14 protein-coding genes and 1 pseudogene are annotated in these 16,544 nt (G+C 57.9%); 10 read left to right on the top strand and 5 right to left on the bottom strand.

The genetic code is table 11. The features are described 5' to 3' along the window. Positions 1-35: 35 nt before the first annotated feature. Positions 36-1,862, bottom strand: coding sequence for an acetolactate synthase 3 catalytic subunit (locus tag B3V69_RS11505; protein WP_296446649.1), 1,827 nt, complete (start codon positions 1,860-1,862; stop codon positions 36-38). Positions 1,863-2,162: 300 nt separating this feature from the next. Between B3V69_RS11505 and B3V69_RS11500 the strand changes: the two genes are divergently transcribed. The 4 genes from B3V69_RS11500 to B3V69_RS11485 are packed head-to-tail and all read left to right on the top strand — an operon-like array spanning position 2,163 to position 4,381. Continuing rightward, entirely contained in the window at positions 2,163-2,729 is a 567-nt protein-coding gene (locus B3V69_RS11500) for an RNA polymerase sigma factor (protein WP_296446647.1), read from the top strand. Beyond that, positions 2,726-3,157, top strand: a complete 432-nt coding sequence (locus B3V69_RS11495) for a DUF3619 family protein (protein ID WP_296446646.1) — start codon at positions 2,726-2,728, stop codon at positions 3,155-3,157. The genes B3V69_RS11500 and B3V69_RS11495 overlap by 4 nt, the downstream gene beginning before the upstream one ends. A 7-nt stretch (positions 3,158-3,164) precedes the next feature. Beyond that, positions 3,165-3,866, top strand: coding sequence for a DUF3106 domain-containing protein (locus B3V69_RS11490; protein ID WP_296446644.1), 702 nt, complete (start codon positions 3,165-3,167; stop codon positions 3,864-3,866). A gap of 20 nt (positions 3,867-3,886) precedes the next feature. After that, positions 3,887-4,381, top strand: coding sequence for an RDD family protein (locus tag B3V69_RS11485; RefSeq protein ID WP_296446641.1), 495 nt, complete (start codon positions 3,887-3,889; stop codon positions 4,379-4,381). A gap of 190 nt (positions 4,382-4,571) precedes the next feature. On the opposite strand, the gene B3V69_RS11475 is transcribed toward B3V69_RS11485, so the two are convergent. Both B3V69_RS11475 and B3V69_RS11470 read right to left on the bottom strand, forming a co-directional pair. Continuing rightward, entirely contained in the window at positions 4,572-4,910 is a 339-nt protein-coding gene (locus B3V69_RS11475; protein ID WP_296446637.1) for a P-II family nitrogen regulator, read from the bottom strand. A 77-nt stretch (positions 4,911-4,987) separates the two neighbouring features. Beyond that, positions 4,988-6,664 carry an NAD+ synthase gene (locus tag B3V69_RS11470; protein ID WP_296446635.1) on the bottom strand — a complete coding sequence of 559 codons (1,677 nt, stop codon included), beginning with the start codon at positions 6,662-6,664 and terminating at the stop codon, positions 4,988-4,990. Positions 6,665-6,695: 31 nt separating this feature from the next. Between B3V69_RS11470 and B3V69_RS11465 the strand changes: the two genes are divergently transcribed. Beyond that, positions 6,696-7,901 (top strand): GNAT family N-acetyltransferase, encoded by a 1,206-nt coding sequence (locus B3V69_RS11465; protein ID WP_296446633.1) that lies wholly within the window; start codon positions 6,696-6,698, stop codon positions 7,899-7,901. A gap of 70 nt (positions 7,902-7,971) precedes the next feature. Here the strand turns inward: B3V69_RS11465 and B3V69_RS11460 are convergent, their stop codons facing one another. Then, positions 7,972-8,496, bottom strand: coding sequence for a chemotaxis protein CheW (locus B3V69_RS11460; protein ID WP_296446631.1), 525 nt, complete (start codon positions 8,494-8,496; stop codon positions 7,972-7,974). A gap of 114 nt (positions 8,497-8,610) precedes the next feature. Between B3V69_RS11460 and B3V69_RS11455 the strand changes: the two genes are divergently transcribed. Continuing rightward, positions 8,611-10,257: a wax ester/triacylglycerol synthase family O-acyltransferase gene (locus B3V69_RS11455; RefSeq protein WP_296446629.1), complete on the top strand. Its 1,647-nt coding sequence runs from the start codon at positions 8,611-8,613 to the stop codon at positions 10,255-10,257. A 26-nt stretch (positions 10,258-10,283) separates the two neighbouring features. Further along, on the top strand, positions 10,284-11,075 hold the full coding sequence (locus B3V69_RS11450) for an alpha/beta hydrolase (protein WP_296446627.1): 792 nt from the start codon (positions 10,284-10,286) through the stop codon (positions 11,073-11,075). A gap of 110 nt (positions 11,076-11,185) precedes the next feature. Here B3V69_RS11450 and ppa read toward each other — a convergent pair whose 3' ends face one another. Then, the gene (gene ppa, locus B3V69_RS11445) at positions 11,186-11,722 is read right to left on the bottom strand and encodes an inorganic diphosphatase (RefSeq protein ID WP_296446625.1); all 537 of its coding nucleotides are present in this window, start codon (positions 11,720-11,722) and stop codon (positions 11,186-11,188) included. 226 nt (positions 11,723-11,948) lie between these two features. On the opposite strand from ppa, the gene B3V69_RS11440 reads away from it, so the two are divergent. The 3 genes and pseudogenes from B3V69_RS11440 to B3V69_RS11430 form a co-directional block, all read left to right on the top strand. Next, the gene (locus B3V69_RS11440; RefSeq protein WP_296446623.1) at positions 11,949-14,018 is read left to right on the top strand and encodes a sodium-translocating pyrophosphatase; all 2,070 of its coding nucleotides are present in this window, start codon (positions 11,949-11,951) and stop codon (positions 14,016-14,018) included. Positions 14,019-14,294: 276 nt separating this feature from the next. Next, positions 14,295-15,539, top strand: a complete 1,245-nt coding sequence (locus B3V69_RS11435; RefSeq protein ID WP_349679209.1) for a chloride channel protein — start codon at positions 14,295-14,297, stop codon at positions 15,537-15,539. A 318-nt stretch (positions 15,540-15,857) separates the two neighbouring features. Next, positions 15,858-16,544, top strand: a pseudogene (locus B3V69_RS11430) (trehalose-6-phosphate synthase); the annotation flags it as partial.

Below are 16,544 nucleotides of genomic sequence, written 5' to 3'. Positions count from 1 at the left end.
AGGGCTCGGCAAACAATAGATTCGTCAAAAGTTAGTTAAAGATCTTCAGAGCCAAGCAACATTTCGGTAATGCCGTTGCCAGCCTTTACCATGGGGAAGACATTTTCAGTGGGATCGGTGCGGAAATCCATGAAAACGGTGCGATCCTTCAGCTTGCGCGCTTCGCGCAACGCAGGCTCCACATCCTGCGCGCGTTCAATCAGCATACCGACGTGGCCATAGGCTTCCGCGAGTTTCACGAAATTGGGCAGCGCATCCATATAACTGTGGCTGTAACGTCCTTCATACTCAACTTCCTGCCATTGGCGAACCATGCCGAGATACCGGTTGTTGAGTGAAACTATCTTGATCGGGGTGTTGTACTGCAAACAGGTTGAGAGCTCCTGGATGCACATCTGCACAGAACCCTCTCCTGTAATGCAAAACACTTCGCTGTCAGGTTTTGCCAGCTTGATGCCCATGGCATACGGAATACCAACGCCCATGGTACCCAGGCCGCCGGAATTGATCCAGCGGCGCGGCTCGTCAAAGCGATAGTACTGTGCCGCCCACATCTGGTGCTGGCCGACGTCGGAGGTGATGTAGGTATCAACGTCTTTGGTCATGTTCCAGAGCGTCTCGACCACGTACTGCGGCTTGATGACATCGTTCTTGCCGTGGTCGTACTTGAGGCAATCGCGCTTGCGCCAACCCTCAATGGTGTCCCACCAGGCACCCAGTGCATTGGAATCCGGCTTGGCCGTACCCTCCTTGATCATCGCAATCATTTCGGACAGCACGTCTTTGACGTCTCCAACAATCGGGATGTCCACTCTCACGCGCTTGGAGATGCTGGACGGATCAATGTCAATGTGAATAATCTTGCGTTCATTCTGGGCAAAGTGCTTGGGATTGCCGATCACCCGGTCATCAAAGCGGGCGCCCACCGCCAGCAGAACGTCGCAATGTTGCATTGCGTTGTTCGCCTCCACCGTGCCGTGCATGCCCAGCATGCCCAGAAACTTGCGATCGCTTGCCGGATACGCGCCCAAGCCCATCAGCGTGTTGGTGCAGGGATAACCCAACATATCGACCAGCGTTCGGAGCTCCGCAGCGGCGTTACTCAAAATGACACCGCCACCGGTGTAAATATAAGGTCGTTTAGCCGCGAGCAAGAGCTGCAAGGCCTTGCGAATTTGCCCGCCGTGGCCTTTGCGCACCGGGTTGTAAGAGCGCATTTCCACGGTCGCTGGGTAGCCCGCAAAGGGGACCTTCTTAAAGGAAACATCTTTCGGGATATCCACCACCACCGGCCCAGGCCGCCCGGTACGGGCGATGTGAAAGGCCTTTTTCATGGTTTCAGCCAAGTCACGCGCATCCTTGACCAGGAAATTGTGTTTCACGATAGGGCGGGTGATGCCCACTGTGTCGCATTCCTGGAAAGCATCGAGCCCAATAGCGTGCGTGGGTACCTGCCCGGTCACGATCACCATGGGAATACTGTCCATGTAGGCCGTGGCAATACCGGTCACCGCATTGGTCACACCCGGACCGGACGTGACCAGGGCCACACCGACGTCACCGGTAGCGCGCGCATAGCCATCGGCGGCATGAACCGCCGCCTGCTCGTGCCGCACCAAAATGTGCTGGATCGTGTCTTGCTTGTAAAAAGCGTCGTAAATGTGAAGCACAGCGCCACCGGGGTAGCCCCAAACGTACTTCACGCCTTCAGCTTGCAATGCTTTGACGAGGATTTCGGCACCCCGAAGCTCTTGGTCACTTGACGCCGCTACGAGCGTTTTTCCTGCCATTGTTGATGTCTGACTTTTTACTGCGGTCGTTGTCGCCGCGGCCGAAGCAATTTCGGCTTTTGATATTTCCATGATGAACCTTTGTGAATTTCTCTAACGAAAGACCTTGGGTGCCCCTTCGCAAACACTTGTGGCGTCGCGTCGGAACTTAAGATCAAAGCCATGAGCGCACTGATTCTTGCGCCGAACCATGATCCGTTTGCCTTTTGAATTGCAAGTTAGATTATCGCATTGCACCAATTGAAACAGCAACGGGAAACCGGAAAAACGTCGTCTGGATGCGATAATTGATGGCAGACAGCACGCGAATCCGTTTTGAGCGCGTCAAAACGAGACCACCAAATTTCACGGCCTCTCAAAGGCAAAAACCTCTTGGCAACTGAACGAGAAATTTCTGATTTTCTGAAGAGCGTCGAAAAACGCGCATTCAAGCGATCGGTTTACCACGTCCGGAATGAGGAGTCTGCGCTGGACATCGTGCAAGACAGCATGATGAAGTTGGCCGAACATTACGGGCATAAACCTGCCGCCGAGTTGCCGATGCTGTTCCAACGCATCCTGTCCAACTGCACGCTGGACTGGTTTCGGCGCCAAAAGACCCGAAATGCGCTTTTTTCGAACATGAGCGATTTCGAATCCGCAGGGGAAGATGGAGAGTTTGATCTTCTGGAAACTTTAAACGTGCAAAGTCACTCAGATCAAACAGAAAGTGCGGAGAGCTCGACGCAACGGGCGCAAACCTTGCGTGAGATCGAGACTGAAATTCAGGAACTCCCGGCCCGTCAACGGGAAGCGTTCCTCATGCGTTACTGGGAGGAGCTGGACGTAGCAGAGACTGCTGCGGCCATGGGTTGTTCGGAAGGCAGTGTCAAGACACACTGCTCGCGGGCAGTTCAGGCCCTCGGCAAAGCATTAAGGGCGAAGGGAATAACACTATGACCAATTCGTATCAAAATCAACTTGCACAAGACCGTTTCGGGTTGTTGGTGACGGCGCGTCTGTCTGACGCAGCGGACGACCTCCCCTACGACATTTCAGAGCGTTTGCGCGCCGCTCGAGCGCAGGCATTGAGCAAACGAAAGGTTGCCGTCGTCCGGACTGCCACCAGCGTGGCGCTGTCTGGCGACACGGGAACGCTCACGTTTGGACATGAGGATCTCGGTTGGTGGGGTCGCGTGGCGGCGGCCATTCCCCTGTTGGCCTTGGTTATTGGCCTGATCGCCATCAATGTCATTCAAAATGAGAATCGCGCCAGCGAGATTGCCGAAATTGATGCCGCGCTATTGACAGATGATTTGCCTCCGGCGGCTTATACAGACCCGGGTTTTACACAATTTCTCAAGATCAGTGCGGGACAGAGTCAGTAGCTTGGACATGGCGATGTTCCTGCGGACCTCTGATCAACACAACCATCCATTCATCGCGAATGCGCTGTCTTTTGGGCTCGCTTTTTGTTTTCTGGCGGCTTTAAGTGCATCAGCATCCTGCGCCTTGGCGCAATCTTCCGTGAAGTCGTCCAATTCAGTCGCCTTGGCAACCAATTCGGGCACTCCGAAGATTTCTTCCAAACCAGCCTGGCAATACCTGACGCCCTCGCAGCAATTGTCACTCAAGCCTTTGGCTGCAAACTGGAATACCCTGGGAGAAGCTCAAAAACGGAAATGGATCGCCATCGCCAAGAATTATCCAAACTTGGCGCCGATGGAGCAGGCCAAGCTGCACAGCCGCATGACCGAATGGGTGTCGCTTAGCCAGCAGCAGCGTAATCAGGCACGATTGAATTTTGCCCGGTCCAAGCAACTCTCCCCCACCCAAAAGACGGCCACCTGGCAAGCCTACCAGGCACTCAGCCCTGAAGAAAAGAAAAAACTGGCGATTTCGGCCCCCCCCAAACCGGCCGGTGCCGCTGCGGCTGCGAAACCTGTCCCGCCTCAAAAATTGACGGTAGTCCCCATGACCAGGCAGACATCAACGCCAACGTCAAGAATATCTACCGCCAGCCAAGCGCTGAATCACAACACACTGCTGCCGCATCCACAGCCGCCGGTTGAACCTGCACCCGCGCAGAAAAACTGAATGACACAGGTGTTGGCTGGATGAACCCCGAGTTGAAGACCCCCGGTCTTGCCCGCCGTATGGCCTGCTGGCTGTATGAAGGCATGTTGATGTTTGGCGTGGCTTTCATTGCTGGCTATCTGTTTGGTACCCTGAGCCAAACGCGCAACGCCATGGAGAACCGCCATGCCCTTCAAGCATTTTTATTCGTTATTTTCGGCATCTATTTCGTGTGGCTGTGGGCCAAGGGGCAAACCCTGGCCATGAAAACCTGGGACATCCGGGTTGTGAATCGCTCTGGTCAACCCATCACACAAGCCCGCGCGTTGCTTCGCTATTTAATGAGTTGGCTCTGGTTTCTGCCGGCGCTGGCGGTGTCCGCACTCTTGAAACTGTCGGGCGCTGAATCTATCGTCATCGTCGTCGGTTGGGTGGCCGTATGGGCTATCCTGAGTCGCTTTCATCCGCAACAGCAGTTTTGGCACGACGAACTGGCGGGCACCCGGCTCGTTTCAACCCCTCGCGTGGGTCGATAGAACCGATAGGACTTTTGAACACCGCTGGCTACTACAACGGGCTACTGGATTTTCTGGAAACGTCGGTTGAACAGCCGTTCCTGGGCGATTGGCAAACGGAATAAATCCGCTCGGACGCCGTCCCGGCGTCCCTGCTCAAGGAACTGGTGCAGGCGGCAGGTCTCTCGCCCGCGCCTCGGCTTGATGAGGTTTAAATAGCCGACTCATCTTCCTCGCCGGTACGGATTCGCACCACGCGCTCCACGCTGGTCACAAATATCTTGCCGTCACCGATCTTGCCAGTGTGGGCCGCCTTCACGATCGCGTCCACGCAACGATCCACATCGTCGGTCTTCACCACCACTTCCACCTTGACCTTGGGCAGGAAGTCAACCACATACTCGGCACCGCGGTAGAGCTCGGTATGGCCTTTCTGGCGCCCAAAACCCTTGACCTCGGTCACGGTGAGTCCGGTGACACCACACTCGGCCAGTGCTTCGCGCACTTCTTCGAGTTTGAATGGTTTAACTATGGCGGTGATCTGTTTCATATTTAACTCCGTTAATCAGTTCGGGACAGCGCTGGCTCGCTATGCGTAGCCATGGTCTGTCCCGCAATGTTTCATTTTCAAGCGCGAAAGCGATTGGTAATAGGATAACGCCAATCCTTGCCGAAGCTGCGGTGGGTCACACGAATCCCCACCGGCGCCTGACGCCGCTTGTATTCGTTGATCTTGATCAGGCGCGTCACCTTTTCCACATCAGCTCGGGCAAACCCCGCCGCGATGATGCCCTCGATGCTTTGGTCATTCTCCATATACCGTTCCAGAATCGCATCGAGTACCTCATAGGCCGGCAAACTGTCCTGGTCCGTCTGGTCAGGGCGCAATTCGGCGCTGGGCGGGCGGGTGATGATGCGCTCCGGAATCGGCTCGCGCCCGGTGCCGTACGGATCGTTGGCGTTGCGCCAGCGTGCCAGCCGGAACACCGTGGTTTTGGCCAGGTCCTTGATCACGGCAAAGCCCCCCGCCATGTCGCCGTAGAGCGTGCAATAACCGGTGGCCATCTCGGACTTGTTGCCGGTCGTCAGCACGATGCTGCCAAATTTGTTGGAAAGCGCCATCAGCAGCGTGCCCCGAATGCGGGCCTGAATATTCTCTTCCGTCGCGTCTTCCGCCAGGCCCTTGAACTCACCCGCCAAAGATTTTTTGAAGGCTTCGAACTCCGGCACGATCGAAATTTCGTCGTAACGCACGCCCAGGCGCTCCGCCATGTCACGCGCGTCAATCCAGCTGATGTCAGCGGTATAGGGCGAGGGCATCATGACGGTGCGAACCCGGTCCTTGCCCAAGGCGTCGACCGCCACGGCCAGTACCAGGGCCGAGTCAATGCCGCCCGACAAGCCCAGAATCACGCTGGGGAAGCCGTTTTTTCCGATGTAGTCGCGCACACCCAGCACCAGCGCGTCCCACAGGTCGGCTTCGGGAGACCGCTCAGGCGCCACGTTTGCTACCAAATGAATAGCGGCTTGTGCCCGATGGACGAGGGCTACAAACATATTTTCTATAAAACTTGGGGCGCGCCCGGCGACCGCGCCGTCGGCGTTGAGGGCAAACGAGTGGCCTTCAAACACCACTTCGTCCTGCCCCCCCACCAGATGCGCATACACCAGCGGCAAGCCACAGGCCTGGACCCGGATGCGCATCATTTGCTCGCGCTCATCGCCCTTGCCCACATGAAACGGCGACGCGTTGATGACGGCCAGCAGCTCGGCACCGGCCTCTTTGCTTAACCTCGCGGGCTCTTCAAACCAGGCGTCCTCGCAGATCAATAGACCCACCTTGATCTTGTTGCCCGCTGCACCGGCTTCAAACACGCACACGCCCTGGCCCGGCGTGAAATAGCGTCGCTCGTCGAACACCTGGTAGTTGGGCAATTCCCGCTTGGCGTAGGTGGCCAGCACCGCGCCCTCGCACAACACGCTGGCGGCGTTGTGACGGCTTTGCACCGCCACCGAGCGGGTTCGGCTGTCGCCCCCCGTCGGGTGCCCGACCACCACGGTCATGTCTTTTAACCCAGCCAGCTCGCGGGCCACTGTTTTCACGGCATCATCACAGGCGGTGATGAAAGCGGGGCGCAAAAACAGGTCTTCCGCCGCGTAGCCGCAAATGGAGAGTTCCGGCGTCAGCAACAGGCGGACCCCGTCAGCGTAGGCCGAGCGCGCTGCGTCGATGATTTTTTGCGAGTTGCCAGCCAAGTCGCCCACCACGAAATTGAGTTGGGCAACGCAGAGTTTGAGTGTCATGGAGCGCAGGTGTGAAAAGAATGGGAAACAAGTGAAGCACGAGTCGAACGATTATGTCATCCGGGTACTGAACTCACCCGATGAAGTGAATAGCGCAGACTGGAACGAACTATTGAGTTGGCAGGCCGCGCCCACGCCCTTCATGCGACACGAGTACCTGGCGGCGCTCCACGCCAGCGGCAGTGCCACACCCGAGACCGGCTGGACGCCGCGCTTCATCCTGCTGGAACGCAACGGTACCCTGGTGGGCGCCTGCGCTCTTTACCTCAAAGCCCACTCCTACGGCGAGTATGTGTTTGACCACGCCTGGGCCAACGCCTATGCACAGCATGGCCTGGCCTATTACCCCAAAGCGGTGGTGTCGGTCCCCTTCACACCCGTGCCCGGTACCCGCTTGATGGCACGCAGCGCCGCTGATCGGGCCGTGCTGGCCAAGGCCATCATTCAGTGGTGCGAAGCGCAAGGACTGTCTTCCCTGCACGTGCTGTTCGCCGGCGACGACGATCTCCCGGCCTGTGCCGATGCCGGCATGATGCAGCGCCACACGGTGCAATTTCACTGGACCAACACAAACCCGGCCTACGCTGACTTCGACGGTTTTCTGGCGTCCCTGTCTCAGGAAAAACGCAAAAAGATTCGCCAGGAACGACGCAAAGTAGCTGACGCAGGCGTCACCTTCCGCTGGTCGCTGGGTCAAGCCATTACCCGGCAGGACTGGGATTTTTTCTACCGCTGCTACGAGCGCACCTATCTGGAGCACGGCAACGCACCTTATCTGCCTCGTGACTTTTTCCGGCGTATGGCCAGCACCATGCCTGAGAACTGGCTGCTGTTTGTGGCGGAGCGTCAAGGACACGCCATTGCTACAAGTTTAATAGCTGTCAGCGCAAAGTCCACGGGGGCTGGAGGTCTAAATAGCTTAGAAGAAGTAGAGGCCGTCGCCTACGGGCGCTACTGGGGAGCGCTGGAGCGGGTGGACTGCCTGCACTTTGAGGCCTGTTACTACCAGCCGCTGGCCTGGTGCATTGCGCACGGCTACCAACGGTTTGAGGGCGGCGCGCAGGGTGAGCACAAAATGGCACGAGCCCTGCTGCCCGTCAAAATCAGCAGCGCCCACTGGCTGGCGCATCCGGCGTTTGCCGATGCGGTGGAACGGTTTCTGGAACGCGAAGGTCAAGGCATTGGCCAGTACCTTGACGACCTGGGTCAGCGCAGCCCCTTCAAGGCCCACGTTTAATCAGTTGAGGCAGCGCTGGCTCGTGGCGCGTAGCTGCGGGGCCTGTCCCGCAAAGGATCAGAACACCCCTTCACGCATGCGCCGCGGCTGCCACCATGCCCATTTCAGCGTTGCTCATCAAGGCTTCCATGTTCATCACGATCAGCATGCGTTCGCCCACGTTGGCCAAACCGGTGATGAAGCGGGAGTCAATGGCGGTTTCGAACTGCGGCGCCGGTTTGATGGACTGCGTCGTCAGGGTGACCACATCCGATACCGCGTCCACCACCGCACCGATGACCGTGCCACGCACGTTCAGAATGATGACGACCGTGAACTCGTTGTACTCCACCTTGGCGATATTGAGCTTGAGGCGCAGATCCACAATCGGCACGATGACACCGCGCAAATTGATCACGCCCTTGATGAACACCGGCGCATTCACCATGCGGGTCGGCTCTTCATAAGAGCGGATCTCCTGCACGCGCAAGATATCGATCGCGTATTCTTCGCTGCCGAGCCGCAAAGTGAGATATTGACCGCCATGCGCCACGGTTTGCGCTGCCGGTGCGCCGGATTGAAAGCTGCTTGAGATTTTTTTCTGCGTCGTTTCCATGGCTTCGGTTCCTTTGCTGCGGGTGGGTCCGTCGGCGCATGATACACGGGCAAGGCAAAACCCCAGTAGCGCGCCGGGGTGCGAGAGGTTAACCTCGCGCCAGGAGATCAAATCATGGACACACTCAGCGGCCTGGACGCCACATTCCTCTATCTTGAGACGGCAGAGATGCCCATGCATATCGGGTCGTTTTGCCTTTATGAGCTGCCACCGGACTTCAAAGGCAGTTTTCACAAGGCGGTACAGGCGCACATCGCACGACGTCAGCATCTGGCGCCGGTCTTCAGCCGCAAACTTGAGTTCATGCCGCTGGATCTGGGACACCCGGTATGGATCCAGGTCGAAGATATTGACCTGGACTTTCATATTCGACGCGTCAAGGGAAAAACCTTGACGTTCCGCCAGGCCGAAGAAATATGCGCCGTGCTGCACAGTCAACTGATGGATCGTCGACAACCCTTGTGGGAACTCCATGTTTTTGAGCGCATCGAACGCCCCGATGGCAGCCTGTGCGCGGGTCTGTATTCGAAGGTCCACCACGCCACGCTGGACGGCAAGGGCGGCACCGTCCTGACCAATGCCATCATGGACCTCAGCGCCACGCCACGCGAAGTGCCGCCCCCTGGCAAGCAGCGCCAAGGTAGCGAACAACACGATCTCAAGATGGGTGAAATGATTGGCGCGGTGTTTTCCAGCTCACTGGCGCAATACGTCAAGCTGATCAAGGCCCTGCCACAAGCCGCCCAGGCCTTGGGCAGCACGGTGCTGAAACAATCGTTCGGCGGGCCCGGCCATAAGACAGGGATCAAATCCCCACTCCATCTGGCCCCCATGACGGATTTCAACGTGGCGGTCACGACCGAGCGCACATTCGGCACGGCGCGCCTGCCATTTGCGGACTGTCGCGCCATGGCCAAGGCGGTGAACGGCTCGTTCAACGACATCCTGTTGTGGCTTTGCGCCACCGCGCTACGCACCTATGTGAGCCAACACGGCAGCATCCCGAAAAAATCGATGCTGGCCGCCATGCCCATCAGTCTGAGGGAAGAAGGCAACAAGGACTTCAACACCCAGGCGTCGATGACCGTGGTGGAACTCGGTACGCAGTTCGCAAATCCGATGAAACGCCTCAAAGTCATCATGACGTCCACCGCCAAGGTCAAGAACGCGATGGTTGATCTGAAAGGACTTCTCCCCACCGATTACCCGTCTTTGCTCGCCCCGTGGATCGTCGGCGGCGTGGCCAAAGCCGCCTTCAAGACCTACAGCGCCACCGGCCTGTCGCATCGTTTGCCGATGTTGGCCAATCTGGTCATCAGCAACGTCCCCGGCCCGCAAGTTTCTCTTTATTTGGCGGGCGCGAGAATGCTCACCTACTATCCCATGTCGATTGTGGTGCACGGCGTCGCGCTCAACATCACGATCCAGACCTACGCCGGTTATGTGGACTTTGGCGTGATTGCCGACAAAAAGGCGATGCCGCAGGTGCATGATTTGACCGATGCGCTGATGCAGGCGTTTGAGGAGGGGCGCCAGCTGATGGCCCAGGCGCAAGCCGCAGCCGCAGCCGCCACGGTCAAACCAAAAATAGCTCTCGCAAACCCCGGAAAAACCCGGGTCAATCAGGCGAAGAAAGTCGCCCATGTGACTCCCACGAAGAGGCCGGCCTCAAAAGCAGGCCCGCGAGTAAGTCCTGTTAAATCAAAAACTGCTACGGTTAAAGCCGTGTTAACTCAGGTTCGAAAGTCTTCCCGAACTTGATACTTCAGGCAACAACCAGCGACAACATGGCACCCAAGCAGAAACGCAACACCAGCGCCCCACCTCCCGCACCCAGCCCCTGGCTGATCGCCATGGAATGTCGAGCCCCTTGGGAACTCGGCTCCATCATCGCCACTTGGCCGGTATTGCGCCTAGCCCCCGTCGGTGACGGCCATTCGGTGATTGTGTTTCCCGGCCTGTCGGCCAGCGACGGCTCGACCCTGCCGCTGCGCGGTTTCCTGGAAAATCTGGGCTACGACGTATCGGGTTGGAACCAGGGTTTCAACTTTGGCCCGCGGGCCGGCGTTTTGCAGGCGGCCAAGCAACAAATCATCGACACCTGTCGGGTCACGGGTAAAAAAGTAAGTCTGATTGGCTGGAGCCTGGGCGGCATCTATGCACGGGAACTGGCCAAAGAACTGCCTGACTGCGTGCGTGGCGTCATCACCATGGGCACGCCCTTCGCAGGCACACACGAAAGCACCAACGCCTGGCGTCTGTACGAACTCATCAGCGGGCGTGACATCCACCGCGAGGTCGATCAGTTCGATCTGGCGGTCGCACCCCCCGTACCCACCACGTCCATATTTTCCCGCAGCGATGGTGTGGTCGCATGGCCCGCCAGCATTCAGGCGCCTTGCCCGGTCAATCCACAGACCGAAAACCTGGAAGTTTTTGCCAGTCACTTGGGGCTGGGGATGAACCCCAGCGCCTGGTGGGCCGTGGCAGACCGACTCTCGCAAGCCGAAGGCCATTGGAAACGCTTCGAGCGCAAGGGTGGCGTGCACGGGATGATTTTTCCGGACCCCACGCGCTGATTTTCGGCCTCCCAACAAGAAGCGCCGGCGGTGTTGCCACCAGCAGGCGCTTCATTTTTGATAGCTACTCACGACCATTCCACGGGGGCTAGAGGCTAAAAAATCATATTTTATGGGTGTTCTTTGTTGTAGCTGGCCATGCCATCCACGATTTCTTGCCTGGCCGATTCAGCATCTTCCCAGCCCAAGATCTTGACCCACTTGCCTTCTTCAAGATCTTTGTAATGCTCAAAGAAGTGGGCAATAGTCTTCAGGCGCACGGGGCTCAAGTCTTCAGGTTTTTGCCAACGGGTGTAGAGCGACAAAATCTTGTCAATGGGGACAGCCAGCACCTTGCCGTCTTGCCCGGCTTCGTCTTCCATCTTCAAGATGCCAATGGCGCGGCAGGTCACGACCACGCCGGGGATCAGGGGCACGGGCGTGATCACCAGCACGTCCACCGGGTCGCCATCCCCTGAAATCGTTTTCGGCACATAACCGTAATTGGTCGGGTAGTGCATGGCGGTGCTCATGAAGCGGTCCACGAAGATCGCGCCCGTGGCCTTGTCCACCTCGTATTTCACAGGGTCGGCGTTCATCGGGATTTCGATGATCACGTTAAAAGACTCGGGGGCATTTTTGCCAGGGGTAACGTTGTCAAGGGACATGGTGGGCTTTTGGTTTGAGTTAAATCAGTAAAGTCTAAGGATTAACCCTGATTTTACTTACTCACTCCTTGCCGGTTTCCGAAACGGGCTTTTTTCCCGGTAAAGTCCGCCGGTTGGCCAATCGTCTGCATCAATCCTTGATTGATGTTTCGCGACGAGGAAGCAACGCAGCGGTGGTGCCGCTAGCGTTGCACCCCTACTCAGCGAAACAACAGGAGATTTTTATATGACAGGCAACTACGCGCTGATTTTGGCGCTCGTTTGTGGCTTTATTGCCGTGGCTTACGGCTTTTGGGCCCGCAGCTGGATTCTTTCCCAGGATGCTGGCAATTCGCGGATGCAGGAAATTGCAGCCGCCATTCAAACCGGCGCCGCCGCCTATCTGGCACGGCAGTACAAAACCATTGCCATCGTCGGCGTGGTGCTGGCGATTCTGATCTTTCTCTTTCTGGATCCCTTGAGCGCCATTGGCTTCGTGATTGGGGCGACGCTGTCAGGCGCCTGCGGCTTCATCGGCATGAATGTTTCCGTTCGCGCCAATGTCCGCACGGCTCAGGCTGCCACCAAAGGCATTGGCCCGGCACTGGACGTGGCCTTTCGCGGCGGCGCCATCACCGGCATGCTGGTGGTTGGACTGGGCCTACTGGGCGTCACCGGTTTTTACTGGTTCCTGGTGGGCAACGGCAACCTGACGCCTGACATGAACCTGCCCAAGCTGCTCAACCCGCTGATCGGCTTTGCCTTCGGCTCCTCGCTGATTTCCATCTTTGCCCGTCTGGGCGGTGGCATTTTCACCAAAGGCGCGGACGTCGGTGCCGACCTGGTGGGCAAGGTGGAAGCGGGCATCCCCGAGGATGACCCACGCAACCCGGCCGTGATCGCCGACAACGTGGGCGACAACGTGGGCGATTGCGCCGGCATGGCCGCCGACTTGTTTGAAACCTATGCCGTCACGCTCATCGCCACCATGGTGCTCGGCGCCCTGTTGATCAGCGGCGCGGGAACGAGCGCCGTGGTCTATCCGCTGGCACTGGGCGCCGTGTCGATCGTGGCCTCCATCATCGGCTGCTTCTTTGTCAAGGCCTCGCCTGGCATGAAGAACGTGATGCCGGCCCTGTACAAGGGTCTGGCCGTGGCCGGTATCTTGTCACTGATCGCCTTCTACTTCGTCACGCAATGGCTGATCCCCGACAACGCCATCAAGGCCGTCGGTAGCCAGATGGCTCTGTTCGGCGCCTGCGCTGTTGGCTTGGTGCTGACCGCCGCTTTGGTGTGGGTCACCGAGTACTACACCGGCACCCAATACGCACCGGTCAAGCACATCGCTGAAGCCTCCACCACCGGCCACGGCACCAACATCATTGCCGGTCTGGGTGTATCGATGCGCTCCACCGCCTGGCCGGTGATTTTTGTCTGCGTCGCCATCTGGACCGCCTATGCCCTGGCCGGTCTTTACGGCATCGCCATTGCCGCCACCTCCATGCTGAGCATGGCCGGTATTGTGGTGGCGCTGGACGCCTATGGCCCCATCACGGACAACGCCGGCGGCATTGCCGAAATGGCTGAAATGCCCAAGAGCGTGCGCGACGTCACCGACCCGCTGGACGCGGTGGGCAACACCACCAAGGCCGTGACCAAAGGCTATGCCATCGGTTCCGCCGGTCTGGCCGCGCTGGTGCTGTTTGCCGACTACACCCACAAGCTGGAAGCCTACGGCAAGGTCATCACCTTCGACCTGAGCAACCCGATGGTCATCATCGGTCTGTTCATCGGTGGCCTGATTCCCTACCTGTTCGGCGCCATGGCGATGGAAGCGGTGGGCCGTGCGGCCGGTGCCGTGGTGGTTGAAGTGCGCCGCCAATTTCGCGAAATCAAGGGCATCATGGAAGGCACGGCCAAGCCCGAATACGGCCGCGCCGTGGACATGCTGACCACCGCTGCCATCAAGGAAATGATGATTCCGTCGCTGCTGCCCGTGGTGGTGCCGATTCTGGTGGGTCTGGTACTCGGCCCTGCTGCTTTGGGTGGCTTGCTGATGGGCACTATCGTGACCGGCCTGTTTGTGGCCATCTCGATGTGCACCGGCGGCGGCGCCTGGGACAATGCCAAGAAGTACATCGAAGACGGCCATTTCGGCGGCAAAGGTTCCGAAGCGCACAAAGCGGCCGTCACCGGTGACACCGTGGGCGACCCCTACAAGGACACGGCCGGCCCGGCAATCAACCCGCTCATCAAGATCATCAACATCGTGGCCTTGCTGATCGTGCCGGTGATGATGAAGATTCACGGCGGCTGATCAGTTCACGTTGCCTCAGAGCCCGCTTCGGCGGGCTTTTTTTACGCAAAAATAACCATCCCCCGGCAAAGCCGGGGGATTACCTATTGGATTTAAATACATTCGTGTGAATGTATTTAAATGCATTTGTTAAAATACAGTTAAGTTGCCACAAAGCGCGGCATTCGTCTCCCAAAAAGCTCACCACGAAAGTGACTCATGAAACTTCAACCCCCTGTTTTTTCTGCTCTGCGCCAAGAGCTTTACGACTGGCGTCTGTGAACCGGCCGTGGGATAGTGCTGGCGTTTGCCGCGCTGGCGGGCCTGACGGTGGTTGCCTTCACTTGGTTGACTGAGCATGCACTGGCGCAATTCTTTTCGCTGCAAAGAAGCTACTGGTGGGCACCCTTGCTCTGGACCCCCGCTTCGACGGCGGCAATTGTCTGGCTGACCCAAAGATACGCGCCTGGTGCGGCTGGTTCGGGGATACCGCAGGTCATGGCAGCACTGACGCATGAAGTGCCTCCCGTTTATCGTCGAATCTATGTGTCCTTCAGGTTGACGGCCTCCAAAATGCTGCTGACAACTTGGGGTTTGTTGGCCGGACTGTCCCTGGGACGCGAAGGGCCGTCAGTGCAGATAGCCGCTGGTGTGATGCACCATGCCCGTCGGTGGTTACCGTCACAGTCCAAGGTGTCAGAGCACGGTTTGTTGCTCGCCGGGGGCGCCGCCGGTATTGCGGCGGCTTTTAATACGCCTTTAGGTGGCGTGATGTTTGCCATCGAAGAGTTGTCTCGAAAGCCCGAACAGCGCAGCAATGGCCTGCTGTTGGCCGCCATTGTGCTGGCTGGTTTTATGGCAATTTCCGTGTACGGAAATTCCACCTACTTCGGCGTGATCCGGATCGAAAATTTGAGTGTGGCATTGCTGTTGCCAGGCTTGCTGGTTGCCGTGTGCAGCGGTGCAGCGGGTGGTTTATTTTCCCGAATACTGATGCTTTCGTTGTCAGGCAAGTCAGCCGACCGATTCAGTAAGTTTCGCAAAAAAGCGCCTGCGTTATTTGCGGCGGCTTGCGGGTTGGTGGTGGCGATCTTGGGTGTGGTCAGTCACGGGGACACTTATGGCAGTGGCTACAACCATACGCGCGATATGCTGGAAGGAACCGGTGATTCTTCTTCCTTATACGTGCTGTTCAAATTCATGGCTACCTGGATTACGGCTTGGGCGGGAGTGCCTGGCGGACTATTTGCCCCAGCCCTGGCGATTGGCGGAGCCCTGGGCAACGACATCGCTCAACTGACCGCTTACGTGAATACCCCCACACTCATCGCCTTGGGCATGGCAGGTTTCCTGGCAGCTGTCACACAGGCCCCACTGACCGCCTTCATCATTGTCATGGAGATGGTTGACGGGCATACGCTGGTGCTCAGTCTGATGGCCAGCGCGTTGGTGGCCAGCGGCATATCGCGCCTGATCAGCGTGCCTCTGTATCCATCATTGGCTGAATTGCAGCTGCAACGCTTGCCAATGCGCCAGACATAAAAAAGGAGCCCCACGGGGCTCCAAGCTAAAGGTGCTGATCTCGCTGCATGAACAAGAACAACGTCACAAGTATATTTGATCAAATACAATGTAGTCACAAGGGATTTTCCTGATGGCTTGGGTCATCCATAATCGTGGCGCTCAGTACCGAATGAAAACCGGCACGGCACTCAGATGAAGCGTCGGAGTCGTGGTACTGGCGCCGATCAGCTGGTAAATTCGCAGATGCCTATATCTTGAGGTCAATTTGCCCGGAAAGGTAACGCAATGAGACTGTCTCTACGCTTCGTTCTGCCCCTGTTGCTGGTTCTGGCAGGCATGGCCTATGTCATCGCGCCCTTGGTCGACAAATTGACTCTGGGCTGGTTCGTGCGCGATCTCGACCTCCGGTCCTCGCTGATCGTCAACACTATCCAGGAGCCCTTGCAGGAACAGCTTGCCGCTGGCAAGAAGGCCAAAATCAGGGAATTCTTCAACCGCATCACGCAAGACGAGCGGCTCTTTGCCGTGGGCTATTGTGCTTCGCCCACAGGCGCCATATTGGCCAGCCGCTCGTTGCCGGTGGATATCCGTTGTTCCAATCTCAATCGCTGGGAAGGATCCGCTGATCACCTGTTGCCGAGCAGCAAGGGACCCTTGCACATTGTCGCGAAGGAAATGGTCAGCGAGGCGGCGCCAGCCGGCCAGTTGGTCCTGGTGCATGATATGAGTTTCATCACCCGCCGTAGCGAGGAAACCAAGCGCTACCTGTTCTACGTCTTTATGGGGCTGGCGGCGGTAGTCTCACTGATCACGGTGATCGTCGCCCAGCTTTCGTGGCGTGGCTGGATGACCGGCATGCGCTCCCTGCTGCGCGGCGAGGGCCTGCTGCGGCGACCGGAGTTCGATGCGCAACCCAGCCCGCCGGGGTTCAAGCCCATTGCCCGCGACCTGCAGCGGCTGGTTCGTGAGCTGGAGGCGGAGACGCGCACGCGCGACGAGAGCCAGATCACCTGGACGCCGGAG

This window comes from Rhodoferax sp. UBA5149, from assembly GCF_002413825.1.
Taxonomy (GTDB): Bacteria; Pseudomonadota; Gammaproteobacteria; order Burkholderiales; family Burkholderiaceae_C; genus Rhodoferax.
Note: the sequence above shows the minus strand (reverse complement) of the source record. Positions and strands in the feature narration are given on the sequence as shown.

Bases quoted from the DNA above. Each gene is read 5' to 3' on its own strand.
- B3V69_RS11460 (WP_296446631.1), bottom strand. From the start codon at position 8,496: ATGGAAACGACGCAGAAAAAAATCTCAAGCAGCTTTCAATCCGGCGCA.
- B3V69_RS11455 (WP_296446629.1), top strand. From the start codon at position 8,611: ATGGACACACTCAGCGGCCTGGACGCCACATTCCTCTATCTTGAGACG.
- B3V69_RS11505 (WP_296446649.1), bottom strand. From the start codon at position 1,862: ATGGAAATATCAAAAGCCGAAATTGCTTCGGCCGCGGCGACAACGACC.
- B3V69_RS11485 (WP_296446641.1), top strand. From the start codon at position 3,887: ATGAACCCCGAGTTGAAGACCCCCGGTCTTGCCCGCCGTATGGCCTGC.
- B3V69_RS11470 (WP_296446635.1), bottom strand. From the start codon at position 6,664: ATGACACTCAAACTCTGCGTTGCCCAACTCAATTTCGTGGTGGGCGAC.
- B3V69_RS11450 (WP_296446627.1), top strand. From the start codon at position 10,284: ATGGCACCCAAGCAGAAACGCAACACCAGCGCCCCACCTCCCGCACCC.
- B3V69_RS11490 (WP_296446644.1), top strand. From the start codon at position 3,165: ATGGCGATGTTCCTGCGGACCTCTGATCAACACAACCATCCATTCATC.
- B3V69_RS11440 (WP_296446623.1), top strand. From the start codon at position 11,949: ATGACAGGCAACTACGCGCTGATTTTGGCGCTCGTTTGTGGCTTTATT.
- ppa (WP_296446625.1), bottom strand. From the start codon at position 11,722: ATGTCCCTTGACAACGTTACCCCTGGCAAAAATGCCCCCGAGTCTTTT.
- B3V69_RS11495 (WP_296446646.1), top strand. From the start codon at position 2,726: ATGACCAATTCGTATCAAAATCAACTTGCACAAGACCGTTTCGGGTTG.
- B3V69_RS11475 (WP_296446637.1), bottom strand. From the start codon at position 4,910: ATGAAACAGATCACCGCCATAGTTAAACCATTCAAACTCGAAGAAGTG.